This is a genomic window from Antarcticimicrobium luteum (genome assembly GCF_004358185.1).
Classification (GTDB): domain Bacteria; phylum Pseudomonadota; class Alphaproteobacteria; order Rhodobacterales; family Rhodobacteraceae; genus Antarcticimicrobium; species Antarcticimicrobium luteum.
Window position 1 is genome coordinate 84,242 of record NZ_SMUV01000061.1, and the last position, 26,481, is coordinate 110,722.

25 protein-coding genes and 1 tRNA gene are annotated in these 26,481 nt (G+C 64.9%); 11 read left to right on the forward strand and 15 right to left on the reverse strand.

What is annotated here, in order from left to right; genetic code table 11:
- Positions 1-21: 21 nt before the first annotated feature.
- The 4 genes from E1832_RS08820 to E1832_RS08835 are packed head-to-tail and all read right to left on the reverse strand — an operon-like array spanning position 22 to position 3,815.
- Complete coding sequence (locus E1832_RS08820; protein ID WP_133359372.1) at positions 22-1,143, reverse strand: DNA polymerase III subunit delta'; 1,122 nt, start codon at positions 1,141-1,143, stop codon at positions 22-24.
- Positions 1,140-1,766, reverse strand: coding sequence for a dTMP kinase (tmk, locus tag E1832_RS08825; protein ID WP_133359373.1), 627 nt, complete (start codon positions 1,764-1,766; stop codon positions 1,140-1,142). The genes E1832_RS08820 and tmk overlap by 4 nt, the downstream gene beginning before the upstream one ends.
- A complete protein-coding gene (locus E1832_RS08830; RefSeq protein WP_133359374.1) occupies positions 1,763-2,962 on the reverse strand; it encodes a D-alanyl-D-alanine carboxypeptidase family protein in 1,200 nt (399 codons plus the stop codon). The genes tmk and E1832_RS08830 overlap by 4 nt, the downstream gene beginning before the upstream one ends.
- Positions 2,946-3,815: an SPOR domain-containing protein gene (locus E1832_RS08835; protein WP_245513915.1), complete on the reverse strand. Its 870-nt coding sequence runs from the start codon at positions 3,813-3,815 to the stop codon at positions 2,946-2,948. Before E1832_RS08835 ends, E1832_RS08830 begins: the two co-directional genes overlap by 17 nt.
- A gap of 303 nt (positions 3,816-4,118) precedes the next feature.
- Between E1832_RS08835 and E1832_RS08840 the strand changes: the two genes are divergently transcribed.
- Positions 4,119-4,208: transfer RNA gene (locus E1832_RS08840), tRNA-Ser, on the forward strand.
- 375 nt (positions 4,209-4,583) lie between these two features.
- On the opposite strand, the gene E1832_RS08845 is transcribed toward E1832_RS08840, so the two are convergent.
- From E1832_RS08845 to E1832_RS08855, 3 genes are read right to left on the reverse strand one after another with little or no spacing between them, the layout of a single operon-like run.
- Entirely contained in the window at positions 4,584-6,263 is a 1,680-nt protein-coding gene (locus E1832_RS08845; protein WP_133359376.1) for a recombinase family protein, read from the reverse strand.
- Positions 6,260-6,676 (reverse strand): DUF2924 domain-containing protein, encoded by a 417-nt coding sequence (locus E1832_RS08850; protein ID WP_133359377.1) that lies wholly within the window; start codon positions 6,674-6,676, stop codon positions 6,260-6,262. The genes E1832_RS08845 and E1832_RS08850 overlap by 4 nt, the downstream gene beginning before the upstream one ends.
- Positions 6,673-6,900 (reverse strand): DUF3489 domain-containing protein, encoded by a 228-nt coding sequence (locus tag E1832_RS08855; protein WP_245513917.1) that lies wholly within the window; start codon positions 6,898-6,900, stop codon positions 6,673-6,675. The genes E1832_RS08850 and E1832_RS08855 overlap by 4 nt, the downstream gene beginning before the upstream one ends.
- Positions 6,901-7,491: 591 nt before the next feature.
- On the opposite strand from E1832_RS08855, the gene E1832_RS08860 reads away from it, so the two are divergent.
- From E1832_RS08860 to terL, 3 genes are read left to right on the forward strand one after another with little or no spacing between them, the layout of a single operon-like run.
- On the forward strand, positions 7,492-8,883 hold the full coding sequence (locus tag E1832_RS08860; protein WP_245513918.1) for a site-specific DNA-methyltransferase: 1,392 nt from the start codon (positions 7,492-7,494) through the stop codon (positions 8,881-8,883).
- Positions 8,876-9,307: a DUF5681 domain-containing protein gene (locus E1832_RS22500; RefSeq protein WP_165978839.1), complete on the forward strand. Its 432-nt coding sequence runs from the start codon at positions 8,876-8,878 to the stop codon at positions 9,305-9,307. The genes E1832_RS08860 and E1832_RS22500 overlap by 8 nt, the downstream gene beginning before the upstream one ends.
- Positions 9,195-10,769, forward strand: coding sequence for a phage terminase large subunit (gene terL / locus E1832_RS08865; RefSeq protein WP_206021027.1), 1,575 nt, complete (start codon positions 9,195-9,197; stop codon positions 10,767-10,769). The genes E1832_RS22500 and terL overlap by 113 nt, the downstream gene beginning before the upstream one ends.
- A 416-nt stretch (positions 10,770-11,185) precedes the next feature.
- On the opposite strand, the gene E1832_RS08870 is transcribed toward terL, so the two are convergent.
- From E1832_RS08870 to E1832_RS08880, 3 genes are read right to left on the reverse strand one after another with little or no spacing between them, the layout of a single operon-like run.
- Positions 11,186-12,103 carry a plasmid partitioning protein RepB C-terminal domain-containing protein gene (locus E1832_RS08870; protein ID WP_133359380.1) on the reverse strand — a complete coding sequence of 306 codons (918 nt, stop codon included), beginning with the start codon at positions 12,101-12,103 and terminating at the stop codon, positions 11,186-11,188.
- Positions 12,100-13,008: a plasmid partitioning protein RepB C-terminal domain-containing protein gene (locus E1832_RS08875; RefSeq protein ID WP_133359381.1), complete on the reverse strand. Its 909-nt coding sequence runs from the start codon at positions 13,006-13,008 to the stop codon at positions 12,100-12,102. Before E1832_RS08875 ends, E1832_RS08870 begins: the two co-directional genes overlap by 4 nt.
- Complete coding sequence (locus E1832_RS08880) at positions 13,008-14,525, reverse strand: recombinase family protein (RefSeq protein WP_165978842.1); 1,518 nt, start codon at positions 14,523-14,525, stop codon at positions 13,008-13,010. Before E1832_RS08880 ends, E1832_RS08875 begins: the two co-directional genes overlap by 1 nt.
- 153 nt (positions 14,526-14,678) lie before the next feature.
- Here E1832_RS08880 and E1832_RS08885 point away from each other — a divergent pair, with 153 nt between their 5' ends.
- The 3 genes from E1832_RS08885 to E1832_RS08895 all read left to right on the forward strand — a co-directional run bounded on the left by E1832_RS08885 (position 14,679) and on the right by E1832_RS08895 (position 15,633).
- The gene (locus E1832_RS08885; RefSeq protein ID WP_133359383.1) at positions 14,679-14,990 is read left to right on the forward strand and encodes an XRE family transcriptional regulator; all 312 of its coding nucleotides are present in this window, start codon (positions 14,679-14,681) and stop codon (positions 14,988-14,990) included.
- A 72-nt stretch (positions 14,991-15,062) separates the two neighbouring features.
- A complete protein-coding gene (locus E1832_RS08890) occupies positions 15,063-15,317 on the forward strand; it encodes a ribbon-helix-helix domain-containing protein (protein ID WP_133359384.1) in 255 nt (84 codons plus the stop codon).
- Positions 15,318-15,321: 4 nt separating this feature from the next.
- Complete coding sequence (locus E1832_RS08895) at positions 15,322-15,633, forward strand: type II toxin-antitoxin system RelE/ParE family toxin (RefSeq protein ID WP_133359385.1); 312 nt, start codon at positions 15,322-15,324, stop codon at positions 15,631-15,633.
- Between the two features lie 425 nt (positions 15,634-16,058).
- Here E1832_RS08895 and E1832_RS08900 read toward each other — a convergent pair whose 3' ends face one another.
- Genes E1832_RS08900 through E1832_RS08905 form a run of 3 tightly spaced genes read right to left on the reverse strand, consistent with a single transcriptional unit; the run spans position 16,059 to position 18,024 of the window.
- Positions 16,059-17,009, reverse strand: coding sequence for a DNA topoisomerase VI subunit B (locus E1832_RS08900; RefSeq protein WP_133359386.1), 951 nt, complete (start codon positions 17,007-17,009; stop codon positions 16,059-16,061).
- Positions 17,010-17,015: 6 nt separating this feature from the next.
- Positions 17,016-17,177: a hypothetical protein gene (locus tag E1832_RS22505; RefSeq protein WP_165978841.1), complete on the reverse strand. Its 162-nt coding sequence runs from the start codon at positions 17,175-17,177 to the stop codon at positions 17,016-17,018.
- Complete coding sequence (locus tag E1832_RS08905) at positions 17,170-18,024, reverse strand: helix-hairpin-helix domain-containing protein (RefSeq protein WP_133359387.1); 855 nt, start codon at positions 18,022-18,024, stop codon at positions 17,170-17,172. The genes E1832_RS22505 and E1832_RS08905 overlap by 8 nt, the downstream gene beginning before the upstream one ends.
- Positions 18,025-18,252: 228 nt before the next feature.
- Here E1832_RS08905 and E1832_RS08910 point away from each other — a divergent pair, with 228 nt between their 5' ends.
- Positions 18,253-19,338, forward strand: coding sequence for a CapA family protein (locus E1832_RS08910; protein ID WP_133359388.1), 1,086 nt, complete (start codon positions 18,253-18,255; stop codon positions 19,336-19,338).
- Between the two features lie 30 nt (positions 19,339-19,368).
- On the opposite strand, the gene E1832_RS08915 is transcribed toward E1832_RS08910, so the two are convergent.
- Together E1832_RS08915 and E1832_RS08920 are read right to left on the reverse strand one after the other, a co-directional pair.
- A complete protein-coding gene (locus E1832_RS08915; RefSeq protein WP_245513919.1) occupies positions 19,369-20,028 on the reverse strand; it encodes a dienelactone hydrolase family protein in 660 nt (219 codons plus the stop codon).
- A 462-nt stretch (positions 20,029-20,490) separates the two neighbouring features.
- The gene (locus E1832_RS08920) at positions 20,491-23,241 is read right to left on the reverse strand and encodes a VCBS domain-containing protein (protein ID WP_133359390.1); all 2,751 of its coding nucleotides are present in this window, start codon (positions 23,239-23,241) and stop codon (positions 20,491-20,493) included.
- Between the two features lie 493 nt (positions 23,242-23,734).
- Between E1832_RS08920 and E1832_RS08925 the strand changes: the two genes are divergently transcribed.
- From E1832_RS08925 to E1832_RS08935, 3 genes are all read left to right on the forward strand, one after another.
- Positions 23,735-24,208: a hypothetical protein gene (locus tag E1832_RS08925; protein ID WP_133359391.1), complete on the forward strand. Its 474-nt coding sequence runs from the start codon at positions 23,735-23,737 to the stop codon at positions 24,206-24,208.
- 124 nt (positions 24,209-24,332) lie between these two features.
- Positions 24,333-24,998 (forward strand): response regulator, encoded by a 666-nt coding sequence (locus E1832_RS08930; protein ID WP_133359392.1) that lies wholly within the window; start codon positions 24,333-24,335, stop codon positions 24,996-24,998.
- On the forward strand, positions 24,995-26,335 hold the full coding sequence (locus E1832_RS08935) for an ATP-binding protein (protein WP_133359393.1): 1,341 nt from the start codon (positions 24,995-24,997) through the stop codon (positions 26,333-26,335). The genes E1832_RS08930 and E1832_RS08935 overlap by 4 nt, the downstream gene beginning before the upstream one ends.
- Positions 26,336-26,481: the final 146 nt, after the last annotated feature.

Consider the following 26,481-nt stretch of genomic DNA (forward strand, 5'->3'; position numbering starts at 1 on the left):
CGCCGCATCTTCGGGGCGGGGTCAGCCCGCGGCAGTCTGCTGCATCCTGAAAACCGTATCTAGGACAAGGGCGGCAGGGTCAAGGTTGACCGCCCGTCCATGGCGGCTGCGGGCGGTGATCTCGGCCGCCGCATCGGCCCAGGCGCGGGCGCGATAGGCATCGGGCGACAGGCGGGCGAGCGTTTCGGCCTCGCCGCGCGCGGCCTCGGGCGCGGGCGCGGCGCCGGTGGCCCCGGTGCGCGCCAGCCGGGATAGCGCGATGTCGATCAGGTCCAGCAGCAGCTCGAACCGGTCCGATCCGCCGCGCTGGGCGGCCGCCTCGGCCAGCGCCAGCGCGCGCGGGCGGTCCAGCCGCGGCAGGCTGGCGAGCAGGGCCATCAGCTCGCCATAGATTTCCAGCCCCCCCAGCGCGGTCAGCCGCAGCGCCGCGCCGACCGAACCCGCCGCAAGCGCCGCCAGATGCTCGGCATTGCCGGGCAGTTCTGCGCCGGCCTGTTCCAGCGCCGCGCGCATGTCCCCGGGGCTTAGCGGCGCGAGGCGCAGCGTCCGGCAGCGCGAGCGGATCGTCGGCAGCAGGCCCGAGGGCCGGTGCGAGATCAGCAGCAGCGTGGTACGCGCCGGCGGCTCCTCAAGCATTTTCAGCAGCGCGTTGGCGGCGCTCACGTTCATCTCGTCGGCGCAGTCCACGATCACCACCCGCCGGCCGCCGTCGGCCGCCGACAGCCCGAAAAAGCGATTGAGCGTGCGGACGTCGTCGACGACGATCTCGTCGCGCATGCGCCCGGTCTTTTCGTTCACGCTGCGGGTAATGGTGGCAAGCCCGGGGTCGGAGCCCGCCAACAGCCGGTGGGCGACCGGGTGATCGGGCTCCACGTCCAGCGTGTCGGGCGGCGGCGGGGCGCCGAACAGCCCGTCCTCCGCCGCGTCCGGCGTGGCGAGCAGAAAGCGCGCGATGCGCCAGGCCAGCGTCGCCTTGCCCACGCCGCGCGGGCCGGTCAGCAGCCAGCCGTGGTGCAGCCGCCCGGAGGCAAAGGCCGACAGGAACGCCTGTTCGGCCTCGTCCTGGCCGAACAGCCGGGGCGTTTGCCGCGGATGCGGTGCGCCGGGCACCTGATCGGGGGGCGGGGGGGCGTTGTCGCTCATGCCAGCTCCGGTTCGACAACGGTCAGCACGTCGCGGGCGACGTCCTGTTCAGAGCGGGCGCCGTCGACGATGCGGAAACGGTCGGCGAACTCCTCGGCCAGTGCGAGAAAGCCCGCGCGCATGCGGCGTTGCAGCTCCGGCCCGAAATCCTCGAACCGTTCCTCATGGCCCTGCCGGCCCTTGGCGCGGGCGTGGCCGGTGTCGGGGTCGAGGTCGATCAGCAGGGTGAGGTCGGGCTCGCGGCCGATCATCAGGTCGTGCAACTGGTCGACCAGTGCGCGCAGATCGCCGCGCGACAACCCCTGATACATCCGCGTGCTGTCGGCGAAACGGTCGCAGATCACGATTTTTCCCGCCTCCAGCGCGGGCAGGATGGTTCGCTCCAGATGATCGCGGCGGGCGGCGGTAAAGAGCAGGATCTCGGTTTCCGCGGACCAGCGGTCCGGGTCGCCCTCCAGCACCAGGCGGCGGATCTCCTCGGCGCCGGGCGAGCCGCCCGGCTCGCGCGTCAAAACCACCTCATGGCCGGCCTCGCGCAGCGCATCCGCCAGACGGCGGGCCTGGGTGGATTTGCCGGACCCGTCGATCCCCTCGAATGTGATGAACCGGGCGGGGGCGGTCACATCGTCCCCTCGGGCCCGTTGGCAAAGCGGGTCACAAGGGCCCGCGCGGCGGTCTGCAACCGCACGAAAAAGCCGCCCACCGGCACCGCGCGATCCGCCACCAGCGGGCGGCGGATCTCCTCCAGCCCTTCGGGCTTGAGGACCAGTTCGCCCAGTTGGTCGCCCCTGGCGATGGGGGCGTGGACCGGGCCGGTATAGACAACCTCGGCCTCGATCCGATCGGCCGAGAGCGCCGGCAGCAACGCGGTCACATCCTCGGCGGACACCAGATCTACCGCAGGCTCTCGCCCCATGAAGACCGGCGCGCGGGCGACCGGCGTTTGGGCGTGAAGGACGGTCTTTTCGGCAAACTGGCGAAACGACCAGTTAACCACGGCCTCGGCCTCGTCGGCGCGCGCCTCCTTGCTGCCAAGGCCCGAGATCACGAAGATCACCCGGCGGTCGCCCTGCCTGGCCGAGCCGACCAGGCCGAAGCCGGCCTCTTCGGTATGGCCGGTCTTGAGCCCGTCGGCGCCGATGCCGAGATGCAGCAGCGGGTTGCGGTTCTGGGTGTTCGACGGCGCCCGCCCGTCAAAGGCGAACTCGGTTTCGGAAAACAGCGGGTAGTATTCGGGAAAATCGGTGATGATCCGCTGTGCCAGGATCGCAAGGTCATGCACCGACATGCGGTGACCGGCGGCGGGCCAGCCGTTGGCATTGGCGAAGGTGGAGTTGGTCATGCCCATCTGCCGGGCGCGCTGGGTCATGTAGCGGGCAAAGCCCGCCTCGGAGCCGTCCGGGCTCAGCGCCTCGGCGATCACCGCGCAGGCGTCGTTGCCGCTGAGCACGATTATGCCGCGCAACAGATCCTCGACCCGGATCCGGTCGGTGGTGTCCAGAAACATGGTCGAACCGCCATAGCTCATCGCGTGTTCGCTGACCGGCAGCCGCTCGTCCAGGGTCAGCCGGCCGTCGCGCAGCGCCTCGAAGGCGACGTAGAGCGTCATCAGCTTGGACATCGAGGCGGGTGGCAACGGCTGGTCTGCGTTCTTGGACAAAAGCACCGTGCCGGTGCTCTGGTCGATCACATAGGCCGCGCGCGCCCGGGTCTCGAAGGCGGCGGCGGGCAGCGCCCAGAGGGTGGCCGCCAGGGCCAGGGCGGTCAGGCAGAGCGCCGCGACGCGGCGGGGACGGCGGGGATCAGTTGGTAACGGCATAGGCATCCGAGAATCCGGTTTCCTTGACTTTCTTCAACAGGGCGGTGCGTTCGGACGTGTTCCGCGCCGGGCCGACGACGACACGCCAGAATTGTTTTTCGTTCGACTCCTGCTCGAGCACGGTGGGCACCATGCCGGCGCCGCGCATCTGATCGGCGGTGCGTTCCGCGTTGGCTTTCACGCTGAAGATGCCGATCTGGATATAGGGTTTCGTCAGAGCTGAGGATTTGGGTTTCGACGCGGATTTGGCCGCCGGTTTGTCCGCCGGCTTGTCCGAGGGTTTGGCCGCCGGTTTCGCAGCGGGTTTGGCGGCAGGGGAATCCGCGTCGATCGCGGCGGCGGCCCCGGCGATGGGATCGAGCGTGGTCTGTTCGACATCGGCGGGCGCGTCGGGGGCGGCGGCGTCCGGGGCCGGTTCAGGCTCGACGGTCTCGCGGCGCAGCGCGGTGACGTTCAGCTTGACCGGCGCGCCGGCCAGCATCCCCAGCGCCGCCGCAGCGTCGGACGAGGCCTGGATGCGCGGGCCGGGAATGGCACGTTCGCGGCGGAACAGGGCGCCGATGACGAATTTTCCATTGGCGGTGTTGCGGATGATTACCCGTTCGGGCTCCTGCACGTCGGGATGCGCCACCCAGACCCCGCCCAGCGATGGCCGCCCGTCCCAGAGCCCGGCCTCGGTGACCTGGAACACCTCGGGCGCCTCGACATCGCGTTCCACCAGCTTGGTGCGGGTGTCCTGCAGCGGTGCGCTATCCGCGGGCGTGTCCTTGGGCTGGAAAAAGGCGGGCATCTGCGCGCCCTCCTCGCACCCGGCCAGGGCCCCGGCCGCCCCCAGAAGCAGCGCAAACCGCATGGGGCGGCGGAGTGTACAAAACGGGCGTCCGATTGCACGAATTACGCGATCCATCTTCATGTTCCTTGCCTGTCGGCGGGCCGTCGCCCGCATATGCACCCCAGATGCATGCACGCGCACACGCCCCGCGCCGGTTATCCCGGTCGTTCAACGGCGCCGCACCCCAACGGGGCTGGACGCCGACGTTGCGCGGATCATAACGCGGCGGTGCTGGCATGGAAAGTACGCCGCGACAGGCTCGGCAAGAATTCCCCTGTTTTGCCTTGCCTGACCCCGCCGGTCGGCTTAAACCCGCGCCGGACCGGGGAGGTGGCAGAGTGGTCGAATGCGGCGGTCTTGAAAACCGTTGAGCGTGAGAGCGTTCCCAGGGTTCGAATCCCTGTCTCCCCGCCACCCACATTGGTCTCAGTCCAGTGTCGCTTTTTGCCCCGGAATTGTGCCGCAATTCCCGAGGGTTGCACGTACGTGACCGGAACAGAGACGGGCGACTTGTCCCGCTTTTCTGCCGGCAACCAGGGAAGTCTCAGAGAGGGAATTTGGCGGGTGCGCTTTGGGCGAGATTTCCCTGATACCGGCCGATTTACAGGGAATTTTGGCCAAATGCATGCTGTCTGGTTGAAATTGACCCAGATTCCGTACTTCGCTTCAATGGGTTAGCTCGGATTTCCCTGCGTAACGGAACAGGGAATTATTTTGATCGAACAGGGAAGCTGCAAGGACGGAACAGGGAAGGCCTGCGCGGTATCAGGGAGACAGGGGAGCCGTGAATCAGAAGCCGAACATCTGCTCTTGGTCGCGCCAGTCGAGCGGCACCGTGACGCTGACCAGCCTTTTGAGAGAGAGCTCGGCCGGTTGAGTGCCGTCCAGGATCGCAGCCTGGATCTTGGGCGACAGGAAGGCAAGCTGCGCGCGGTTGCGAATGAAGGATCCGGGCACGTTTTCCCTGCGGGCGATGTCGGAGAGCTGGGTGCCGGATTTCAACTCCTTTGCCCAGCCATGGGCACGGATCAACATCGTCCGCAGATACTGGTCCGGTTGCGGCTTCGGCTCCCCGACGATGATCTTCGCTTCCACCCCGCGGCGGCGCAGGTCGAACGGGGCGGAGACTTCCAGGAGAGAGGGGGCCAGATCGGCGGCCGGGACAGTGAGGGCCTCGGCCAGCAGGGCGGCGTTCAGAGTCAGGTCGATCCGGCCGCGCTGAACCGTGCCGGTCTCGATCAGCTTGGCAATCCGGGTGCCCGTTCCCTTCCGCAGCGCATTAATCAAGTTGAGAGTTGATGCGTTCACCTCGGCACCGCTGGCCGCGTCGGGCCTGTTCAGAACCCGGTGCGCCGCAGCCGCCGCCTTGAGATGCTGAACGATGACATCCGCCACAGCCCGCTCCAACGCTGGTCCCGGCAACCGCCAGCTCGATGGGTCGCTGCCGCCGGAGATCAGCCGGTTCGAGATGTAGTAGCGCAACCGCCGGCGATGCCGGGTGGTGTGCGTCGGGGTCAGCCGGTCATCAGTCTCGTCGCGCAGCTTGCCGGTCAGCCAGGCGCTGTTCGCGATGGATTGTGTCTGCCCGTCTTCCGATCGCCGCCGGCGCGATCGATTGGCCGCAACCTGCAGCTTGTCCTGCACGTCGTCCCAGAGCATTTCATCGATTACGGCTGCGTGCTGGCCAGGCCAGACCTTCTCCTTGTGGCGGATCTTGCCGAGATAGACCGGGTTGCGCAGCAGGTAATAGATCTGCCCGCGGGAGAGGGGGCGATCGCCGGACACGGTTCCGTTCGCGCGGACCTGCCGCTTTGAGCGCAGCCCTTCCCGCGCTGCCGCCTCCGTCACACGGCGCAGGCAGCCGAGATCGGCATAGAGGGTAAAGAGCCGCCGCACCCTCTCGGCTTCTTCCGGGTTCACCACCAGCGTTCGGGTGTTCGGATCGGGATGGCGGTCATAGCCGAGCGGCAGGTTGCCGCCCATCCAGAGCCCCTTCTTCTTGGAGGCGGCGATCTTGTCGCGGATGCGCTCGGCCGTCACCTCGCGCTCGAACTGGGCGAAGGATAAGAGCACGTTGAGCGTGAGCCGCCCCATGGAAGACGACGTATTGAAGGCCTGGGTGACGGAGACGAAGGAGCAGTTCGCCTGTTCCAGCCGCTCCACCAGCTTGGCAAAGTCGGCCAGCGACCGGGTCAGCCGGTCGATCTTGTAGACCACCACCATGTCGATGCGGCCGGCATCCACCTCCGCCATGAGCTGCTGCAGGGCCGGGCGCTCGAGCGTGCCGCCGGAGAGGCCGCCATCATCATAGCGCCCGGGCAGCAGCTTCCAGCCCTCGTGGCGCTGGCTGGCGATATAGGCGGCACAGGCCTCGTATTGCGCATCGAGCGAGTTGAAGTCCTGGTCGAGCCCGTCATCGGAGGATTTGCGGGTGTAGATGGCGCAGCGGATTTTCGGGCGCGGGCTCATCTGGCAGCCTTTCCCTTGAGGCCAAAGAAGCGTGGCCCGGACCAGTGCGCCCCGGTGATCTCGCGCGCGATGGCCGAGAGCGAGCGGTAGGTCTGCCCGTTCCAGGCGAAGCCACCCTCGGTGACATCAACCACATGGGTCACCCCGTTCCATTCCCGCAGCAGGCGGCCGCCGGGCTTGAGGGTCGGGCTTGTCGCCCGTTGCGATTTGTCGGCGCCTTTCTCGATGGCCGCCGTCACCTTGCGGGGCAGCCCGCCGTGGCGGCGGGACTGCAACTCGAAGGCGATGAAGCGGCGCAGGAAGGGCTGGCTCAGCATGCGCGGGGCCGGTGCATCGAACAACTCCTGCCATAGCGCCAGCAGTTCCGGCCGCGCCATATCGTCCAAGTCTGGGAGATCGCCGGGCAGGCTCATGCCCGGTCTTCCTGCTTGTCGAGCAGGTGATAGGTGGCGCTCTTGCCGGTGTCGCTGTCGCGGCGTTCGATCGCGGCGCCTTTCTTGCGCAGGGTGCTGAGCGCGGCACGGGCCGAGTGCGGCTGCCAGCCGGTGGCCTTGCAGATGGCCTCGAGGCTGGCGCCCGACGGCCGGCGCAGCATCGCCTGCACCTTGCCGATCTTGGTCTGTTTGGTCTTCGTCATGAGGTGTCTCCTCTGGTTGCGGAGGCGGCGGGATGCCGCCCCCTCGTACCGAGGAGAGCCCGAACTCATCGGGCGTGCCGACAGTGATGCGTGGTTCGGCGCACTAGTCCAGTCCTGTTCCGCGCCACGCGTTTAATGCTTGCGAGGTGCCGGCAAGCAGCTAATCTGGAGGTGTTTTCATGGACACCTTGGTTTCGAATAGACCGCGCCTGGTGAGTGGGGCGCGGTCTTTTTTTCGTTCTGTGATTGCAGATCATCAGACGAGTTGAGCAGAAACGTTCGACGGCATCGTCGACGTTTGAAGCGGGTACGGGCGCCCTGATTTTTTGTCAAAAATCAGTGTCTTGCATTCCATGTACGTGTCTCCTATCTTGTTGATGCCCTGCAAGGGACATGGGTCCCGAGGGGAGATGGATACATCTTCCAGGCAGCACTCCAGTCCGCGCCTGAGCGGTTCTGTCGAGAGCATTCGAAGGGGCAATTCGCTGGATCGATCGGTCCGGGGAGTTGCTTGTCATGCTCTCTCTGATTTTCCCGATGCGATCCTTTCATTCACAGCGCCGCACCGGCGCAGTTTGAGAGGAGGCATTTATGCCTGCGAAGAAACCCAAACCCGATGCATCGGCATCGCCCGAGACCATCTGGATGGCCGACAAGGTCGTTCAGACCCCGCTCTCGGACCTGAAGCCCTACGCAAACAACAACCGGGTTCACAGGGCGAAGAATATTGAGAAGCTGACGGCCTCTGTCGCGCAGTTCGGTTTCGTCGCCCCGATCCTCGTCGATGGCAATGGCGTCATCATCGCTGGACATGGCCGGTTCGAGGCGGCCAAGGCCCTCGGCCTTGAGGCGGTTCCGACAGTGGTGGTTGATCACCTGTCCAAGGCTGAGGTGCGGGCGCTGCGCATCGCCGACAACAAGCTGGCGGACCTGTCGGACTGGAACGAGGAAGCCCTGCAGATCGAGTTCGCCGAGCTGATGGATCTCGGCCTCGAGGGCACGCTGGACTTCGGTCTCGAGATCACCGGCTTCGAGTTGCCCGAGATCGACATCATCATCGGTGGGGCAGGGCAGGAGGCGCCCGAGACCTCCGAGACGGTCGAGGCGCCGGACCAGACGCGCGAGACCGTGACCCGGCCTGGCGATCTCTGGATCCTGGGCCCGCACCGCATCTTCTGCGGCAATGCGCTGGAGGCGGAGAGCTACGTCCGCGTGCTCGACGGGGAGGCGCCGTGCATGGTGTTCACCGACCCGCCCTATAACGTACCCATCCAGGGCCATGTGAGGTCCGGCGATGGCGGTGCGCATCGCGAGTTCGCCATGGCCTCGGGCGAGATGTCGGCGGAGGCGTTCCGCGGTTTCCTGGCCGACTTCCTCGCCGAGATCGTGGACCAGCTGCCGGAGGGCGGCATCGCCATGGTCTGCATGGACTGGCGCCACGTGGAAGAGCTGATCGCGACCGCCAAGGCCTGCGGGCTCGATCTGATCAATCTCTGTGTCTGGAACAAGACCAATGGCGGCATGGGCAGCCTCTACCGCTCCAAACACGAGTTGGTCTGCATCTTCAAGAAGCCGGGAGCGCCGCACATCAACAACGTGGAACTGGGCAAGCACGGGCGGAACCGAACCAATGTCTGGGACTATGCTGGCGTGAACAGCTTCGGGCAGGGGCGGGAGGCTGATCTCGCCGATCATCCGACCGTCAAGCCCACGGCGCTGGTCGCAGACGCCATCATGGATGTGAGCCACCGCGGCGATGTCGTGCTCGACATGTTCGGCGGCTCCGGCGCGACGCTGCTGGCGGCGGAGAAGACCGGGCGGCGCGCCCGCCTCATCGAGCTCGATCCGGCCTATGTCGATGTCGCGATCCGCCGCTGGCAAGAAATGACCGGGGAGAAAGCTTTGCATGTAGCGAATGGGGAGGGTTTCGACGACCGTGCCGCGGCGCGGCCCACCCGGGACGAGGAGGCGGCAGATGTCTGAGCGGGACGAGGACTACGAGGTCGGGTACGGCAAGCCGCCCAGGCATACCCGGTTCAAGAAGGGCCAGTCGGGCAATCCGAAGGGCCGGCCGAAGGGGGCCAAGGGGCTCAATGCCAGCCTGAAACGCGAGTTGGAGTCGCAGATCACGATCCGCGAGGGCAACCGCGAGGTTCGCGTCTCCAAGGCCGAAGCCATGGCCAAACGGCTTGCGACCAGTGCCCTGCAGGGGAACATGAAGGCGCTGCTGGCCCTGCTGAAGATCGATCCCATGCTGTTCGATGCTGTGAATGCAGAGTTGGAAAAGACCGAGCATGCGAGTCGCGCGGATGCCGTCGACTACGACATCCTCCGGGACTTCTTCTCCGATCCGCATTCCGCTGGTGATGGTTGCGACGGCGCGGAGGCGGACGATGACGGCGCCTGATCCCCGCATGGTCCGGCAGGCGGCGATTGCCGTCTGCCGGAAGAACTTTTTCCCCTTCGTGTGGCGGGTGTTCGACACCCTCCACAGCGGGTCCAACACCGGATTCGAGCCGGCCTGGCATGTGCGCGCGATGTGCCATGAGCTCGACAACGTCCGGATCGGCGAGAACAAGCGGCTGGTGATCAACATCCCGCCCCGCTGCCTGAAATCCGTCACGGTGGCGGTGGCCTATGTCGCGTTCCTTCTGGGCCACTGTCCCGGCGCGAAGATCATCGTGGCCAGCTATGGTCTCGATCTCGCGCGCAAACATTCCGACGATTGCCGGAAAGTCATGTCGTCGCGGTGGTACCAGGAGATGTTCCCGGGCACCCGGCTGGCAAAGAAAGGTAATACGGCAGAGGAAATCCGCACCACCAGGGGCGGCAGCCGCAAGGCGGTTTCCATCGGCAGTTCGGTGACCGGCCACGGTGCCGATTACATCATCGTTGACGATCTGTTGAAGGCGGGCGATGCCAATTCCGAGGCGGAACTGATCCGGGCGCAGGAATTCATCGAGGGCACACTGCTGTCGCGGTTTGACAATCCAGCGGAAGGCCGGGTGGTGATGATCGCGCAGCGCCTGCATGAACTGGATCCACCGGGCTATCTGCTCGACAAGGGCACGTATCGGCACCTGAACCTGCCGGCAATCGCGGAAGACCATGAGACCGTGCCCATCGGGCGCGGAAAAGAACATCGCCGAAAACCGGGCGACCTGCTGTTTCCGGCGAAGCTCGACCGCGCGACGCTCGACCGCATGCGCCGGGAAATGGGCGCTGCGGTCTTCAATTGCCAATACCAGCAAAACCCGGTCGCCCCGGACGGGTCGCCGTTGCGCTGGGAATGGTTCGGCAGCTATGACGAAGCGCTCCCGCGGCATCGCTACCACCTGATCGTTCAAAGCTGGGACACGGGCACGTCGTCTGATCCGCGGTCCGACTTCTCGGTCTGTACGACCTGGGGGTTCCTGCCGCCGCATTGGCACCTGCTCGATGTCTGGCGCGGACAACTGGATTATCCTGAGCTCAAGGCCAAAGTGCTGTCCCTTGTCGGTCGGTGGGACCCGGACAAGGTCCTGATCGAGGATGCCGCGACAGGCCGGCCGTTGTTGCATGAGTTGTTTCAGGATGACCGGCGTTTTCAGAGCGTTCGGCCCGAAAACGAGAAAGAGATCCGCTTCAGCGCGGCCTGTGCGCCGGTGGAAGAGGGCAAGGTCGTCCTGCCTGTCGAGGCGTCCTGGCTTCCGGCCTTCAAGCGCGAATTGCAGTCCTTTCCGCGTGGCCGTCATGATGACCAGGTCGACAGCTTCAGCCAGTTCCTGAACTGGTCCAAAGGTAACGGATTCTGGCGGACGCTGCCCCGCGACCATCCGCTCAAACTGGAACGCCGCGAACGCAGCAGGTCGCGTGTGCGGCGGCTGTAATTCCGCCGCCTCGTCAGTTCGAGTCCCGTCCGATCCGAGTTCGCGGGATTGCGATCGGATTCACTTCAATCGCCGATGACTACGATTCTCTTTAGAATCATGCGTTTGAAAGTCTCACCCGGACACTTTTCTCCTGATTGGTATTTGCTTTGATCGTGTTCTGTTCGGTCGCGTGAGAGTAGTAGCGAGAAGATATGGCGGGTGGGCGTGCCGAAGTTGCCCGGGCTCCGACACGCCCCGATTGAACGCGGCCGCTGGCGCGGCTGCGCGGCCGGCGAAAACTCAAGCCAGCCTGGTGGGCCCCGAGCGGGTTTGCCGCCATCCCCACCGCCGCGCTCGATTCGGCCCACCGTCCGGCGTCTCCCGCGGTCCCCGCGCTTATCGGGTCCGGGTCCCCATCAAGTCTGCCGCGCCGGCTATTCCGCCTCGGCCGGCATCACAGAGTCCATCTCGGCAATGGTCTGAAATTCTGACAGGAATTCGGGTCGCGTCTGCATGAGGTAGCGAACCACCTTGGCGCTCCCGAGCAGCTTGCCGACGTAGGCCTTGATCACGGTCAGATGCAGATGATCCTGGCCGTACGTGTCCTGAATCGAGGCGATGCCTTCCTGCAGGCCGGCCAGCTCCTGTTCCATCCGCGCCATCGCCTCGGGCGTGATGCCCTTCACCTTCTTCGGCTTGGAGGTATCGACCAGCTGGGCCTGTGGTGTGCCTGCGAGGATCGCCTTCACGTAGGCGACGGAGTAGTTGTTGGCATTGACCAGCAGTTCGGCCGCCTCGATCTGGCGAATGGTCTTCATCTTGCGGAGCGAGTCGAACACCGCGTTCGTGCAGAGCTTGTCTTTGAGGATCGCGATGGCTTCCTCGGAGATGCCATCGAGCAGCTTGATCTTCTTCTGGATGCTGCGCGTGCCGAGGTCGAGTGCGGCTGCAATCTTTTCTTCTGGGACTCCGCGGTTGATCGCCTTCCGGATCATCCTGTGCTCCTGGATCGGCGCGAGGCGGCTGACCTGCCGGTTGTAGGTGAACGCCTCGTCGTCGGTGGAAACGAGGCATTCCACCTCCTGCACGCCGTCATCCTTCAACGCCTCGATCCGCAGGTGCCCGTCGAGCAGCAACCAGGTGGCGGATTTGTCGGGGTTCGGGACGACGACCGGCGGTTCGACGAGCCCGATCTGGGCGATGGAGGCGACGATCTGCCGGTACTTTCGACTGGACTTTGCGCTCTTTCCGAGCGCCCGCAGGGGCAAGATCACGTCGATCGGCAGGGTGACACAATCACCTTCGAAGCCGTGATTGACGCTGGCCGGGCGTTTGTCCGCGCCCCGTTTCATGACGAGGGTCCATCGGTGACCGCCTGCGCGAGATCGGCGGGCATGGACTCCAGGCCCTCGGCACGAAGCAGGGTCATGAAATGCTCGTCCGCGCAGAGCTTGCGGAACGCCTCGCGCACGAACATCAGCCGTCCTTGGGTCAGTTCAGCCTTCTTGATCAGCAGTTTCTGGCGTGCCGCTTCCTGCTGATAGGCCCGGACAAGTCCCTCGCTGGTCAGCGCGCGTTTCGCCGCCCTCCGCCCGAGTGCATTGCTCTTGATCTGGGGCCCGCGGAGCTCGCGCTGCTGGATCAGGCGGCGCACAAGCGTCAGTTTTCGGCCACGCAGCTTTTTCTGAGTGTAGGCGTCCATCAGCGCCTTCTGCGCGCCCTTGGCGTCGGTCTTGGAGATCTGGATGGCGAGGTTGAGCGGCAGCAGTCCTGTCTCCACGGCGGAGACCAGGCGCTCCTCACCCTTCTCCAGCAATCCGGCGATCATGTTCACGTACTCGGTGGATACTCCGATCTTCTCGCCGATCTGGCGGTCGTTGTAGCCGCGCTGGCGGAGCGCGCCGATCTCGCGCATCAGATCGATCGGGTTGTGCTGCCGCCTTGCGCAGTTCTCGACGAGGCTCATGACAAGGCACTGGCTCTCGTCGGCTTCGATCACGATGGCCGGGATGTGGTCCTGCTTGAGCTCGATGAACGCCTCGAGGCGGCCTTGACCACAGACGAGGTCATACTCCTGCGGGTCCGTCCCGGCGCGCGGGGCCACGGTGATCGGCCGCTTCAGGCCGATGCGGGCGATGTTGTCCACCATCGCCTCGAAGGTGCGCCGATTTCGGACGCGGGGGTTGAGGATCCGGATCCGGTCACAAGGGATCAGGGTCACCTGCTTCTGGCTGGTTGGCTCCAAGTCGTCGGGCATCACGCCACCTCCGCGATCCTGGCCCGCGAGGCGAGCGCGTAGAAGAAATCGAGCGTGTCGAACCGGTACGCATCCAGCGCGAGCCCGTTCTGCTCGGCAAATTTCAGTTTCCCGAAGGTCATGTCGATGCTGGGAAGCACGTAGTAGTCGCGCGGCGCCTCGTTCACCTCGTCCATGCGCACGGCGATGGTGATGTCGGGCACAAGGCCGGTGTCGAGACGGATGCGCCAGCGCAGCGATCCGGCCGCCGTCGCCGTGCAGCGGGCCAACACGATGGACACCGTGAACTCGTCGTTGACGCGAACCAGGTCGGTTTCCGGGTTCTGCACGGCCGATCCACCGCGCTGTGTGACCCCTGCGATGATCTCGGCCATCACCCTTGGATGGGCCTGCCGCAAGGCGCGGTTGACCTTGATGTAGCTGTAGTCGCGGTCCGGCTCGTAGCCGATCAGCCGGTAGGCGCGGACCAGGCTGCCGAAGCGGCTGCGATAGGCGCTGGAGGAGGGCAGGTCATCCTCCTCGTCGATGATCAGCCCCGACAGCATGCCTTGCCGCTTGAGGATCGCGCGCAAGGCATCGAGCAGTTCCTCGTCGGAGAAATGGCGGCTGCGGGCATCGACGATTTCCCGAGCCCGCAGGAAAAGGGCCTTGTCGACGATAGCCGGAAACGCGCCCTCTGCCCGGATCCACATATCCCGAGGGTTCACCACGCGGCGCTGCTTCAGCTTGAACGACACCTTGTTGAAGACGTTGTTCCCGATGTATTTTTCGTTGGTGAGCACCTGATGGACTGTCGCTCGCGTCCAGGGGCGGTCAAGATCGGTCCGGTGTCCTTCGGCGTTCAGGACCTCCGCGATCTCGCGCTCCGGCCGCCCCTCGTTGACGAACATCTCGTACATGCGCTGGACGACCTGCTGCTCCTCTTCAGGGCCGGGCACCAGGATCACGCGATCGGTCTGCAGGCTCTTCTGTTCGCCGCGCGATAGCTCTCCTTTCGGATTGCCGTGCTCGTCGATCAGCACCCGGCGCAGCCCGTATCCGGCGGCGCCTCCCTGGCGATAGCCGAGTTCCACGAGACGGCATTGCCCGGCGAAGACCTTCACCGACAGCTCGCGGCTGTATTCGCCCGCCATCACGCGCTTCACGGTCTTCAGCAGGTTCGACCCGATGCTGCCGTCGTTCTCGAACTGCTCGCCGCAGTAGTGGACCCGGATACCGGCGCGGGAACAGACGTGCTCATGATAGGCACCCTCGTCGGCGTCCTGAAACCGCCCCCAGCGGCTGACGTCATATACAAGGATCGCCTTGAAATCGGCTTGGCCCGACTGGACCTCGGCCATCAGGCTCTGCAGCGCCTCCCGGCCATCGAGCCGCAGGCCAGATCGCCCGGAGTCCTCGAACGTCCGCAGGATCGTCAGGCCGCGGGCTTCGGCATACTTGCGAATGACGTCCAGCTGGTTTTCGGTGGAATACTTCTGGTGGTCTGTCGACATCCGGACATAGGCGATAGCTGGCACGTCGGGTTCGGGCGTCCCGAAACCAGTCCCAATGCTTTCGTTTTGACCTGCCAATCGCCGAGCTCCTCTTCAAAGTGCGAAGACCCGGCCAGTCACAGGCGCAGACGGGTTCTGCTGTTTTCATGTCTCTCCAAACATTTAGCGGAGAAACATATGAAGATGCGGGTGAAGATGGGCACAGTTGTGCGGAAGATGGGCACATTTGTGCACCCAGAGGACGTTCCGGCCGACTATCGCGCCGCCGTGGCGATGGCACTGCACGCAGAACTCGGATCGACCCACCGAGCGATCAAGTCCGCCATGAGGTGGACTGGGGCCAGCGAGAGGACGGTGAAATACTGGTTCGCGGGCGAGCGCGGTCCGAGCGGCGAACACCTGTTGTCGCTCGCGCGGCATTCGGACGTCGTTCTGGTTCTGCTGCTGACGATGGCAGATCGCCTGGTTCTCGAGGATGACGACGGATAGGCAGGGCACCGATGCAGCCCTTGTATCGTGTTCGATATTGGTTATCTTGAACACAGATGTAGGGAGAGCGCCATGTCTCGGACCACCACCATGACCGTGCGCGTCAGCGGCGCGCTCACCGAGTTCGTCGCGACCAATGTCGGCGAGGACGGCGCCTACGAGAACGTCAGCGAGTACATCCGTGATCTGATCCGCCGCGACAAGGAGCGTGTCGAGCGTGAAGCCTTTGATCGGCTGAAGGCCGAGCTGAACCGTGCCTTCGCCGCGCCCGAGGAGAGCTACAAGCCGCTGACGGCCGCCGAGGTGATCGCCCGTAACCGGACCTGAGCCGATGGCGATCCTGGTCCAGGAGGCGGCTTCGGTCCGTCTCGACGAGATCTACCGATACACGCGCGACACGTGGGGCGAGGCGCAGGCCGAGACCTACATCACCGGCTTGTTCGCCGCATTCGAGCAGATCGAAACGCGCGGTGTGCATTCGCGGGCCGTGCCTGCCGAATTCGGAGTGGAGGGGTTTTTCTTCCGCTGCGAGCGGCATTTCGTGTATTGGAGGCACCTCTCGAACGGCGATATCGGCATTGTCACGATCCTCCACGAGCGGATGCATCAGATTGATCGTTTCAAGGAGGACTTCTTCGGATAACGCTCCGCAAATGGCGCTTCGCCACCGGTTGCCAATGCCCCGAGCCGGCACCTGCGGACGAAATTCTCTTGCTTTGTATCCTCTTTGATCCTGCTTTGTTTCCGGGCTGGCGTAAGCGGGCGTAGGAGCGGGTGTTGAACACTATCTGCTCGGATTCACCGATTTTAGAATAGATCCCGGTTGCTACTTCGAACAGAGTTTTCGGGCGCTCCGTTCCCTCTGGTCCAAGGGCAACGGATTCTGGCGGGCGCTGTCACGCGACCATCCTCTCAAACTGGAATGCTGGGAGCGCAGCGGGTCGCGTGCGAGGAGGCTGTAACTCTGCCGCCTCGACAGTTCGAATCCTTTCCCCTCCGCCACAAACCACTCGCGAACCCTAGACTAGGCCCCAGTGAGGGCCTTTTTTCTTTTTGGTTCAAACGGGTTTAACTAGGCCATCCGACTTTCGGAGACTGCGCGTTGCCGCGATAGGTGCCCGCCGGCCGCGTGGTGACGGTGTAGAAATCCGCGGCCAGCTCCGATTGCAGCCCGCGCAGCAACTGCGGCTCGCCGATGGGCACGATGCAGTCGGTGCGGGGGCCGGGGATCTTCACCCGGTCGAAGGCGCGGTGCAGCGCAACGGCCTGGGCGTGGGCGATATGCTTGGGATAGGACCGCGCGCTCAGCCGTTTGCCCGCCGCCTCGATGATCCGCGCCGCAGTCACCTTGCCGATGCTGGAGAAGTCGTCGACCAGGAACTGCATCAAGGTGCGGCTCTTGGTGCCGTGCAGCATCTGGATCAGCCGTCCCAGCTCGATGCCGTGCGGGTGCGGCTTGATCTCCTGCGGGCGCGGCGGCAACGCCTCCACGCTGCGGGGGAAATCGCGCGCCTCGCCCTCGGAGTCCCGGAAATGCAGCGTCACGTGCGGGTTGGCGATAGCGGTCTGGCGCAGGTATGCGGCGATGGAATGGCGCCCGCCCTGCAGATGGCCCTCCAGCGTGATTTCGACCCGGGTGCCATGGGGCACGTCCCAGTCCACGTGCTTCTTGTGGTGGATGTCGGGGCGGTTCTTCCTGGTGTCGATGGACACGTACAGGTCGGTCGCCTGCGGCTCGCCGGCGACCCGGCTGAGGATGTGCATCGCCTCGCCGGTGGTCAGCTGACCGTACATTCCGGCCGCCGAAATCCCCATTCCCTGTTGCCCGCGCGACTGGCTGAGCTTGTGGAATTTCGAACCGTAGAGCAGCTTGCCGAAAATGCGGCCGATCTGCGCCTCGACGATGCCGGGGCCATTATCCTGCACCGCGACGGTATAGATCCGGCCGCGCCGGCTCGGCTCGATCCGGATCTCGGGGAGGATGCCGGCGTCCTCGCAGGCGTCTATGGCATTATCCACCGCCTCTTACACCGCCGTCACCAGCGCTCTGGCCGGGGTGTCGTAGCCCAGCAGGTGCCGGTTCTTGAGGAAGAATTCCGAGATCGATATCTCGCGCTGCCGCCCGGCAAGGTCCTGGGCGGAAACCGTTTTCAGGCCCCCTGGGGTACTGTGGGCGCGTTCAGTCATCGGCGAAATAGTGATGCCTGCACTCGGGCTCCCGCCCCCGCACCACGCGCTGCCCCTCCAGCGGGCCGCGGGTCTCTGTGACCACGGTGCGCTGGTGCTCGCGCCCGCCGGGGCGGCCGAAGTAGATCACGACCCAATCGTCGGTACGCCCCAGGTCGTGGGCCAGCGCGGTGTTGGAGTAGAGCGCGGTAAACGACCAGCCGTCGCGGTCGCTGTGAAAGATCGGCAGCCAGGCCTCACCACCGGGGTTGAACCGCTTGGGCGCGATCCGGCGCAATTCGCCCGCGGCCGCCTTGTCCCGATAGAGCCTGTCGACCTCCAACAGCAACTCCACGCCGGGTTCCTCGTGATCCTCGCGCCTTTGCCGGCGCCGCCGGGCCAGCATCGAGGACAGCGAGGCCCGGATCGCCGCCGCCCGGCGCGGACCGATGCCGGGGACCTTTTCCAGACGCCCGTCATGGGCGGCGATCTCCAGCGCCTCGAGGGTTTCCACGTGCAGCGCGTCCTGGATCGCCTGCGCGGTGGCCGCCCCGATCCCCGGAACCGACTGGAACAGGCTTTCCGGTTCGGCCTCGCCGCGCATCCGTTCCAGTTGGATCCAGCGGCCCGTCGCCACCATCTCGTCGATGGCCCGCGCCAGCCGGTCGCCGATGTTGGGCAGCGCGACCAGCCCCTCCAACCCCGCGCGTTCGAGGATTTCGGCGGGCGTCTCGTCCAGGGCGCGAACGGTATCGGCCCCCATCTGGTAGGCGCGCACGCGGAACCGGTCCGCCCCCTGCGCCTCGAGCAGCGTCGCGGCCTCGTTCAGGCGATCGGCGATCTGTTCCTGCGAAAGGCGGCTTTCCATGCCCCTGCTCCGGTCCCGTTTGCGGCCTGTCCTGTTCCGAGTGTGACCGCATAACGCCATCATTTCCATAGCTGCGTATCGCGGGCGGCCCGGAATCCTTGCCCCGGCCCGGCGCGCGCGGCACAGTTCGGACAGGCCGCCGCAACCGTCTGGCGGCCCGCGACAGGGCCAGGATCGGATGGACCGCAACGACGCAAACACTCTGCGCCTCTTTCTGGGGGCGATGTGATGCTGGGGCGCGGCATCGACCAGATCCTGCCCTATCCCGTCGATCCGCGCCTTTACGAAAGCTACATGCGCTCGGCCCTTGGCTACGTCGATCTCGCCGAACGGCGCAATGGTCCGATCCCCGAAGAGGTGCCGTTTTCCTATGTCTGGGGCGACCTGCTGGCCGATCTGGAAAAGCGCGCCTGTGATCTGCGGGTGATCAACCTGGAAACCGCGATCACCACGTCCGAGCACCCGGCAGCGAAACAGATCAACTACCGCATGTCGCCCGGGAACATCGGTGCGCTGACCGCGGCGGGGATCGACATCTGCACGCTGGCCAACAACCATGTTCTGGACTGGAGCGAGGAGGGGTTGACCGAAACGCTCGACTCGCTGGATCGGGCCGGCATCGGCCGGGCCGGGGTCGGGCGCAGCGCGGAGGAGGCCGCGCAAGCGGGTGTCGCCGAGGTGACGGGCAAGGGGCGCGTCCTGGTCATCGCCTACGGCTCACCCTCTGCCGGCGTGCCGGAAGGCTGGCGCGCCGGACCCGACCGCCCCGGCATCAATCTCCAGCCCGACAGCATCGACGCGACCGTATCCGATATACACGCCCGGACCGACGGCCTGAAACGGCCCGGCGACCTGCTGGTCGTGTCGATCCACTGGGGGTGGAGCTGGGGCTATTTCATCCCGGACGAGCAGCGCGCGATGGCACGGGCGCTGATCGACGCGGGCGCGGCGGACCTGGTCTTCGGCCATTCCTCGCACCATCCGAAGGGGATCGAGATTCATCGGGGCAAGCCGATCCTGTACGGGGCGGGCGACCTGATCAACGATTACGAGGGGATCACGGGCCATGAGGAGTTCAAGCCCGACCTCGGCCTGGCCTATATCGCCGATGTTGCCCTCGGGACCGGGAAACTGGAGCGGCTGGAGATGATCCCCTATCGCCGGCATCGGCTGTCGCTGGGGCGTGCCGATGCGCAAGAGGCCGCATGGCTGGCCGACATGCTGCGTCGAGAAAGCTGTCTGGGCGGGATGGCGCTCACCCAGGACGCGGAGGGGTCGGTCCTGCTCTCCCCCGCTGGGACGCCGGAGCGTTGAGACGTCGAAGCGTTGAGCCGGCGCGCCCGGTCAGCCCCCGGCCCCCGCTTGGAGGAATTTTTTCTCGAACCATGTCCCGGCCAGGTCCATCACCTGGTCCAGCGTGCCGGGTTCCTCGAACAGGTGGGTGGCGCCGGGGACGATCTCGGTCTGGTTGGGGCAGAGCAGTTGCTCGGCCGCCGTCGCGTTGAGGTCGATCACCACGTGGTCGAGGCCGCCGACGATCAGCAGCACCGGCGCGCGCACCGACCGCAGCGCCTCGCCCGCCAGGTCGGGCCGCCCGCCGCGCGACACGACGGCGGCAAAGCGCGCCGGGCCGTGGGCGGCGGCGACCAGCGCGGCGCCGGCCCCGGTGCTGGACCCGAACAACCCGACCGGCAGCGCCGCCAGCTCGGGCTGGGACAGCGCCCAGTCCACCGCCTCGATCAGCCGTTCGCTCAGCAGGGGGATGTCAAAGACGTTGCGGCGGTCCAGCGCCTCCTCCTCGGTCAGCAGGTCGAACAGCAGGGTCGCGATGCCGCGCCTCCCCAAGGCCTCGGCCACCCGGTTGTTGCGCGGGCTGCGGTGGCTGCTGCCGGCGCCGTGGGCGAAGATCACCAGCCCGATGGGCGCCTCGGGCACGCGCAGGTATCCTTCGAGGGCGGGGCGGCCCACCGAAACGGTTTCCGGCTCGATCTGCGCTTGTACCATGCCGTTTCCCTCCTGGTTGCACCCGGTCTGGCGGATCGTTCCTCGCCCGGAAGGCATCATAGCACGAATCGCCGCGAAAGCGGCGGCCCCTATCCCGGCAGGCCCGCGACCACGCGCGCCGCCGTCGCCACCAGGCCGCAGACCACGATGGCCAGCCCCAGGGACATGGACTTGCCCTGAAAAAGTGGAGAGCACCAACTGAGGAACCAGGAGGTGTTCTATGGGAAAACGCTCTCCACAAAATCCGGGCAAGTCCAGGGATAGCCATCCTGCCCTTGTGGAGACCGGTTCTCATCGATCTGACACCACCGCTCGGCGCGCGGCCGCAGCCCGGCTTGACCGCTGATCACGCGTGCTGAAAGCGGGCAACGAAGATGCCGGGCGGCCTCGCCCGCCCGGCATCAAACTGCCTCGGATTGAACGGAGCGCGCCGCGCCGGCCGCCCGGTGCGGGCTCGGGCCGTCAGGCGATGTCGTAGTAGCCGTTGACCGTGTCCACCGTGTGCGGGTTGCCCTCGAACCCGGTCAGCGCGAAATCGTCGTCGAACAGCGTCGCCAGCGTGTAGTCGTCAATCAGCTCGAAGGTATCGCTCCACAGGAAGTCGTCCGCGGTGCCCGGCTCGCCGCCGGGGAACAGGCTGAACGAAGTGTCCGAGAAGAAGTCGGACGAAATGCCGCCGGTCAGGCGCAGCAGGCCGACGAACAGGTCCATGTCGAAGCCAAGCGTGGTCAGGTTCTCGAAGATCGCGCCCATGTCCACGTCGATATCGAAATCAAGCACCCCGTCTGCATCGCCGTCGACCTCCGGATCGAAGACCAGCTCATCGGGGGCCGTGACCGTCAGATCGTCGCCCACCTTCAGCCCGCTGATGACCGAGCCGTCTTCGAAGCTCGCCAGCAGAGGCAACTCGTCGATGGTCATAGTGAAGTCCTGAACGACCTTGAGGGTGTTGATCAGGTTGACCGCGACGACGTCCCAGGCCCAGTCGAAGGAGACCAGATTCACTGAGGCGCCTGCAATGTCGATAGACAGCCCCTCGGAGCCGGAATCGCCCAGCGGCGGGATGTACGGCAACGCCGAAACCAGCGCATCCACATCCACGTCGAGAACGGCGATGTCATCCTCGCCGGTGCTGGTGAGAACCTCGGAAGACGGGTTCGGCGCGTCGTTGCTGTCGGTGTTGATGAGCGGGAAGTTGGCCGACAGCGTGCTGCCCAACGGCAGGCCGACCTCGAATTCCAGATCGTCCTCGGCATCGAAGTTGAAGATGTTGAAACCGGGTTCGCCAAGTTCGCCTTCGAAATCGGAGATATCGGCGGTGTCGAAGTCAAATATGCCGAACGAATACCCGCCGCCGAAGGTCGAAGACCCGATGTCGAAGTCGAGATCCGCGGCGATATCGAACACGAAGTCAAGGCCGAAGCTGACATTCGGGCTGGCGGTGGTGAATTCCGCGCCGTCGATCGAATAGGAGGACCCGATGGTAAAGGTATCGCCCTCCTCGACCTGGTAGGGCGCGGTGAACACCACATCGACGGGCACGGTGGCATCCACATCGCCGGTGGTCAGTTCGAAATAGGGCTGCAGCCCGACCTTGGCGTCGAGATAACCGCTGGTGCCGATGCTCGGCGTCGAGATCGACGAAGGGAGGTCCACATCGACGTCGTCGCAATCGCCGCCGAACCAGCTGGCGATCTCGCAGCCGACATCGACGAAGAAATCGGCGACCGCCTCGATCCCCTCAAGGATGCCCTCAAGTACGGCGCCGGAGAAGGTGTAGCCGGGGATGATCGTGGCATCGAGGCTGAACCATTCATCCAGCCCGAAGAACGGCAGCGGGTCGTCGAAGACGATGGCGTCGCCGGTGCCGAACATGCTCTGATCTTCGGTCACGAACAGCAGGTCGCCCGCGGTCTCCGTCGGAGCGTCGTCGGAGCCGACGACGGTGACGGTCACCGTCTTGGCCTCCGAGGTATCGACCTCCTCGGGCCAGTTCGGCGAAAGGCCGGCGCCGCTGTCGTCGATCGCGACATACTCGAAGGTCACGTCCCGGGTCTCGCCGTCGCCCAGGAACTGGAAATTGTCGAGCGGGTTGAAGGTGAAGGTGCCGTCGCCGTTGTTGATCACCTCTCCGTACAGATGGCCCTCGGAATCCGTCGGCGCCGAGATGATCTGATAGCTGAGCGTATCGCCGATATCGATGTCGGAGGCGACGAAGGACGCCGTCACGCCATCCCCGGTCAGGCTCGGGGTGAACGGGCTGCTGCCGTCATCCTCGTCGACCGTCAGGAACAGATCTTCGGCGACGGGCTGGTCGTTCTGTCCGTCGATGGTCAGTTCCACATCGGCGGTGGCCAGGCTGCCGTCCGTTGCCTCAGTCACATAGGTGAACGCCCAAGTCTTGATCGCATCATGGCCAAGCTTGTCCACATCAGCCCCGTCGGCGACGAAGGTCGCATAGCCGTCGTCGCTCACGGTCAGGGTGCCCAACTCCAGCCCGTCGATCACAACGGTTCGCTCGAACCCGCCTGCGGTCGCCGTCAGCGCGCCATCGGCATCGGTGACGAAGATCACGGTCTTGCGGGTGCCGTCGACCTGGGTGCCATTGGTGTCATTGGCCAGCAGATCCTCGGTGCCCTCGTCATTCTCGTCGACCTCGAAGGCGTCGTTGCGGGCCACCCCGCTGGACACGTCGCCGATCTTGAGAGAGTCGTCGCGCGGCCCGTCCTCTTCGCCGACCGAGGTGTATCTCAGGCCGAAGTCGGTCAGGTCCAGCATGTCGAGCGACAGGTCCCCCGCGGAACTGCTTAGGGTGAAGCTGACGGCCTGGATGTCGTCCTTGGCCATTCCAGGCATGCCGAACTCGATCCCGGCGTCATAGCGGCCGTAGTCGTGCAGGATCTTGCCCTTCATATTGGCATCCCGGCCGACGGTGTCGACGGCGGCCTCTTCAAACTTGGTGTTGCCCACCAGCTTCGAAGGGTTGCTGATGTGGCCGTCGACGAGGGTCTCGCCCTCGATCGAAAGCGTGCTCAGATTTAGCGTCGGTGCGCCGTCGGGATCCGCGAGATCGAAGAAAAGCCCGCGCAGATCGCCGATCAGGCCGGCGCCAAGAACGTTCAAATCGAAGCGTAAAGTCCCATCGGCCACCTCGGTAACGGTGACCTGTGTGTCGACGTCACCGTCGACGACAAAAGTGATACTACGTGCCATGACACTCTCCCAATGTGTTGGTGTTAATTATTTTTTGGCTCACTCCGGGCGGTGTTCTGACCGGAACTGGCTCGGGAGCCGTTTTTTATGCAATTTCAAGTAACGCTAGGGAAATTAACTTTTGGTAACTTTTCGCGCTGGGCCACGTGCCTGCAAAGCGGGTGGTGTCAAGGCGATGGGCTTGAGCGGGAGAGGACGGGAGCGTAGCTTCTCGTCATGAAGACACCCGACCCTTTCCGGTACTTTCGAACCAGCCGCGAAGCGATCCGCCTTGCGGTTAACCATGATGACGAGATGACAATGATCTCCGCTCAGTGAACGAGCGACACCAGCTATTAAGAAGCAGCTGGAGGCCAGTTCCTACGCCACTTCCCGGGACACAACCATGTCATCGCCCCTCCACCTTGCTTAAGCGGCATTTAAGGCAGGGGGATCAGACAGGGTCCAGCGTGTCCTTCGAGACGCCAAAGCGATCCAAAAAGGAGACTTCAGAATGCGTACTATCAAACACATCGCACCCGTCCTGTTCGGAATTGCGCTTTCCTTGACCGCCGGACCGGCCTTTGCCGAGAGCACGTCGCACCAGGGGCATGGGGCGAGCGAGCTTGCCTTGACGCTGAATGCCGGAGCGAAATGGCAGGGGGACGACAACATGATCAAGGGCATGGAGGCCATTCAGACGGCCGTCGCCGCTAATATCGATGCGATTCACCACGATCATCTGCCGGTCGAAGACTACAAGTCGCTGGCGGCGGTCGTGATGGCGCAGACCGACTTCATGATCGAGAACTGCGAACTGGAGCCGGCGGTCGATGAACAATTTCACGGCGTGCTTGGTCAGATCATCGAGGGCGCGTCCGAAATGGAGGCGGGCGACCAGGCCCGCCAGGGCGCCATTCTGGTCATTCAGGCCCTCAATGCCTATGGGGAGCATTTCGAGCATCCCGGTTGGAAACCGTTCAACTGATCGGTTCGATCGACGAGACAGCACGGGCCCGAAAAGGCGGGGGTCCGTGCTTGTCACAGTGGCGATTCCGACGTTCACTGTCTGGAGTGCGGGGGATTGCGGAAACCGAGGTTCGTTGGGAACGATGCGCATTTTGCTGGTGGAAGACGATGCCTTGCTCGGCAAGGGCGTGGCCGCGGGGCTTGCCCAGGCAGGCTGGGCCGTTGACTGGGTTGTCGACGGCCTTGATGCCGAAACGGCCTTGCGCACCAACAACTATGACAGCATCGTCCTCGATCTCGGCCTGCCGGGCATCGACGGGCTGACCCTGCTGGAAAGGCTGCGCGCCGGGAACGATCGCACTCCGGTCCTCGTCCTTACAGCGCGCGATACCCTTGCCGACCGCGTTGCCGGACTTGATGCGGGCGGCGATGACTACTTGGTCAAGCCGTTCGAACTGGCCGAGCTGCAGGCGCGGCTGCGCGCCCTCCTGCGCCGTTCGAAGGGGACTGCTGGCCCACGTCTGCAGCAAGGCCGGGTCACGCTCGATCCGGCCGGCCACGTCGTGTTTCTGGATGGCGAGCCGGTTGAGCTGTCCGCGCGCGAATTCGCCACCTTGCAGGAACTGATGATGAACGCGGGACGGGTACGCACCCGCAGCCAGCTGGAAGACAGCCTGTATGGCTGGGGCGAGGAGATCGGCAGCAACACGGTCGAAGTCTACATCCACAATCTGCGCCGGAAACTCTATGCTGACCTCATCCGCACGGTCCGCGGTGTCGGCTACATCATTGCGGCAGGTGACGGATGATCCGTTCGCTGCGCCAACGGCTGCTGGTCATTCTTGGCGGCAGTATCATCGTCGCCTGGCTGGCCACGGCACTATTCTCTTATCTCGATACCAGACAATTGATTGACGAGATGCTGGATACCCATCTCGAACAATCGGCCGACCTTCTTGTCGTCCTGCTCGACCGCCTGCCGCAGGGCGATCTGGCTAAAACGCTGCTGCATCAAACGGGCGCCGATGCGGATCGGATGATCGCCTTTCGTGTCCACGCCGGTGCGGGCGGGGCTTCGGCAGACAGCGTGGGTTCGCCGACCTTTCCGACCGAAAGCTGGCAGCCAGGGTTTCACGATGCAACCTCGGCGGATCAGGTCTGGCGCGTGTTCGGCACATCCGACAGCGCGGGGCGCCTTGTCGAGGTGGCGCTGCGCCATGATCTGAAGGGAAAGTTCGCCGACCTCGTGGCCGTTCACATCCTGCATCCGCTTTGGGTTGCGATTCCGCTGCTTGCAGGTCTGATCTGGCTGTCGGTGGGATGGGGGCTGCGACCATTGCGCGACATCACCTCGGCTGTTGAGCGGCGCAGCCCCGATGACATGCAACCACTTGGAGTCGGCGCCGCTCCGAATGAAATCCGCCCACTTCTTGAGGCGCTTGACCGACTTTTTGCACGCATTGCCTTGCTGCTTGATCGCGAACGCCGCTTTGCCGCCGATGCCGCGCACGAGTTGCGCACCCCGCTTGCCGCCATCAAGACCCATGCCCAGGTGGCCCGGCAAGAGCGCGATCCCGAGAAATGCGCCGCGGCGCTTGACGGGGTGATCGAAGGTGCCGACCGCGGCACCCGGCTGGTAGAGCAACTGCTGGTGCTGTCGCGGGTCGATCAGGATGGGGCGGCCGCGACCAAAGGGCCGGTGAACATTGCGGATCTGGTGATCGAATGTGTCGCAGAAGCAGCACCCAAAGCGGCGGCCAAGAATATGGATCTGGGGGTCGCCGATGTTTCCCGCGATCCGGCCGTCGTGGTCGGGAACGCGGATCTGTTGCGCATCCTGTTGCGCAATCTGCTGGACAATGCGGTCCGCTACACCCCTGCGGAGGGTGAGGTGACGGTGTCGGTCGACGTCCTTGATCAGTCGGTCATTTTGAGGGTCTGCGACAGTGGCCCCGGCATTCCCATGGGCTTGCGCGAGCGGGTGTTCGACAGGTTCTACCGTGTGGCCGGCAGCGGGCAACAGGGGTGCGGCCTCGGCCTTTCGATCGTGGCGCGCATTGCCGGGCTACATGGTGGGTCGGTCGCGTTCGAGGACAGGGCAGGCAAGAGCGGAGTTACGATCATGGTCACGCTGCCCGCCGCGTAGGCGCACGCCGCAGGCGCGGGGGCTCGGGTCAGCACTCCGGCCGAATTGGGAGCTGCACGGCATTGTCAAAACAAACCAGCTTGAGGCGGGCAGGGCGGTTTCGTAGCGTCTGGACATGACCAGAAGATCGCCCTTTCGCTACTTCA

Excerpts from the sequence above, each read along its gene's own strand:
- E1832_RS22505 (WP_165978841.1), bottom strand. The coding sequence starts at position 17,177 with ATGACTGAACGCGCCCACAGTACCCCAGGGGGCCTGAAAACGGTTTCC.
- terL (WP_206021027.1), top strand. The coding sequence starts at position 9,195 with ATGCGAGTCGCGCGGATGCCGTCGACTACGACATCCTCCGGGACTTCT.
- E1832_RS08870 (WP_133359380.1), bottom strand. The coding sequence starts at position 12,103 with ATGAAACGGGGCGCGGACAAACGCCCGGCCAGCGTCAATCACGGCTTC.
- E1832_RS08895 (WP_133359385.1), top strand. The coding sequence starts at position 15,322 with ATGGCGATCCTGGTCCAGGAGGCGGCTTCGGTCCGTCTCGACGAGATC.
- E1832_RS08925 (WP_133359391.1), top strand. The coding sequence starts at position 23,735 with ATGCGTACTATCAAACACATCGCACCCGTCCTGTTCGGAATTGCGCTT.
- E1832_RS08850 (WP_133359377.1), bottom strand. The coding sequence starts at position 6,676 with ATGAGCCTGCCCGGCGATCTCCCAGACTTGGACGATATGGCGCGGCCG.
- E1832_RS08860 (WP_245513918.1), top strand. The coding sequence starts at position 7,492 with ATGCCTGCGAAGAAACCCAAACCCGATGCATCGGCATCGCCCGAGACC.
- E1832_RS08935 (WP_133359393.1), top strand. The coding sequence starts at position 24,995 with ATGATCCGTTCGCTGCGCCAACGGCTGCTGGTCATTCTTGGCGGCAGT.
- E1832_RS08915 (WP_245513919.1), bottom strand. The coding sequence starts at position 20,028 with ATGGTACAAGCGCAGATCGAGCCGGAAACCGTTTCGGTGGGCCGCCCC.
- E1832_RS08890 (WP_133359384.1), top strand. The coding sequence starts at position 15,063 with ATGTCTCGGACCACCACCATGACCGTGCGCGTCAGCGGCGCGCTCACC.
- E1832_RS08820 (WP_133359372.1), bottom strand. The coding sequence starts at position 1,143 with ATGAGCGACAACGCCCCCCCGCCCCCCGATCAGGTGCCCGGCGCACCG.
- E1832_RS08875 (WP_133359381.1), bottom strand. The coding sequence starts at position 13,008 with ATGCCCGACGACTTGGAGCCAACCAGCCAGAAGCAGGTGACCCTGATC.
- E1832_RS08855 (WP_245513917.1), bottom strand. The coding sequence starts at position 6,900 with ATGACGAAGACCAAACAGACCAAGATCGGCAAGGTGCAGGCGATGCTG.
- E1832_RS08845 (WP_133359376.1), bottom strand. The coding sequence starts at position 6,263 with ATGAGCCCGCGCCCGAAAATCCGCTGCGCCATCTACACCCGCAAATCC.
- E1832_RS22500 (WP_165978839.1), top strand. The coding sequence starts at position 8,876 with ATGTCTGAGCGGGACGAGGACTACGAGGTCGGGTACGGCAAGCCGCCC.
- E1832_RS08920 (WP_133359390.1), bottom strand. The coding sequence starts at position 23,241 with ATGGCACGTAGTATCACTTTTGTCGTCGACGGTGACGTCGACACACAG.
- E1832_RS08930 (WP_133359392.1), top strand. The coding sequence starts at position 24,333 with ATGCGCATTTTGCTGGTGGAAGACGATGCCTTGCTCGGCAAGGGCGTG.
- E1832_RS08830 (WP_133359374.1), bottom strand. The coding sequence starts at position 2,962 with ATGCCGTTACCAACTGATCCCCGCCGTCCCCGCCGCGTCGCGGCGCTC.
- E1832_RS08910 (WP_133359388.1), top strand. The coding sequence starts at position 18,253 with ATGCTGGGGCGCGGCATCGACCAGATCCTGCCCTATCCCGTCGATCCG.
- E1832_RS08905 (WP_133359387.1), bottom strand. The coding sequence starts at position 18,024 with ATGGAAAGCCGCCTTTCGCAGGAACAGATCGCCGATCGCCTGAACGAG.
- E1832_RS08885 (WP_133359383.1), top strand. The coding sequence starts at position 14,679 with ATGAAGATGCGGGTGAAGATGGGCACAGTTGTGCGGAAGATGGGCACA.
- E1832_RS08835 (WP_245513915.1), bottom strand. The coding sequence starts at position 3,815 with ATGCGGTTTGCGCTGCTTCTGGGGGCGGCCGGGGCCCTGGCCGGGTGC.